This is a genomic window from Gilvimarinus gilvus (genome assembly GCF_030518155.1).
Classification (GTDB): domain Bacteria; phylum Pseudomonadota; class Gammaproteobacteria; order Pseudomonadales; family Cellvibrionaceae; genus Gilvimarinus; species Gilvimarinus gilvus.
The window spans coordinates 1-446 of the sequence record NZ_JAULRU010000553.1; the positions used below are offsets into that span (position 1 = coordinate 1).

At 34.1% G+C, this 446-nt stretch carries 1 pseudogene; it reads right to left on the reverse strand.

Annotated elements, in window-relative coordinates:
• Positions 1 to 446, reverse strand: a pseudogene (gene pyrG, locus QWI17_RS10545) (CTP synthetase); the annotation flags it as partial.

Sequence of the window (446 nt, forward strand, 5' to 3'; positions counted from 1 at the left end):
AACATTACAGAATAAAGCCAATTTAGCTTTTACATCTTTTGGTAAATGACGCTCTGTACGTGTAACTAAAACATTGGCATGAATACCATTTTCCATTAATGTACGAACAGAATGTTGAGTAGGTTTTGTTTTTAATTCACCCGCAGCAGCTAAATAAGGGACTAATGTTAAGTGAATAACAGAAGAATTATGTTCTCCTAATTCCCAAGTTAACTGACGGATAGATTCGATATAAGGTAAAGACTCAATATCTCCAACCGTACCTCCAATTTCAGTAATGATGATATCATAATCACCTGTATTACCTAATAATTTGATACGACGTTTGATTTCGTTTGTGATATGAGGAACAACCTGAACTGTTTTTCCTAAATAATCTCCACGACGTTCTTTTTCTATAACTGTTTGATAAATACGACCTGTAGTAACTGAGTTAGCACGAGATG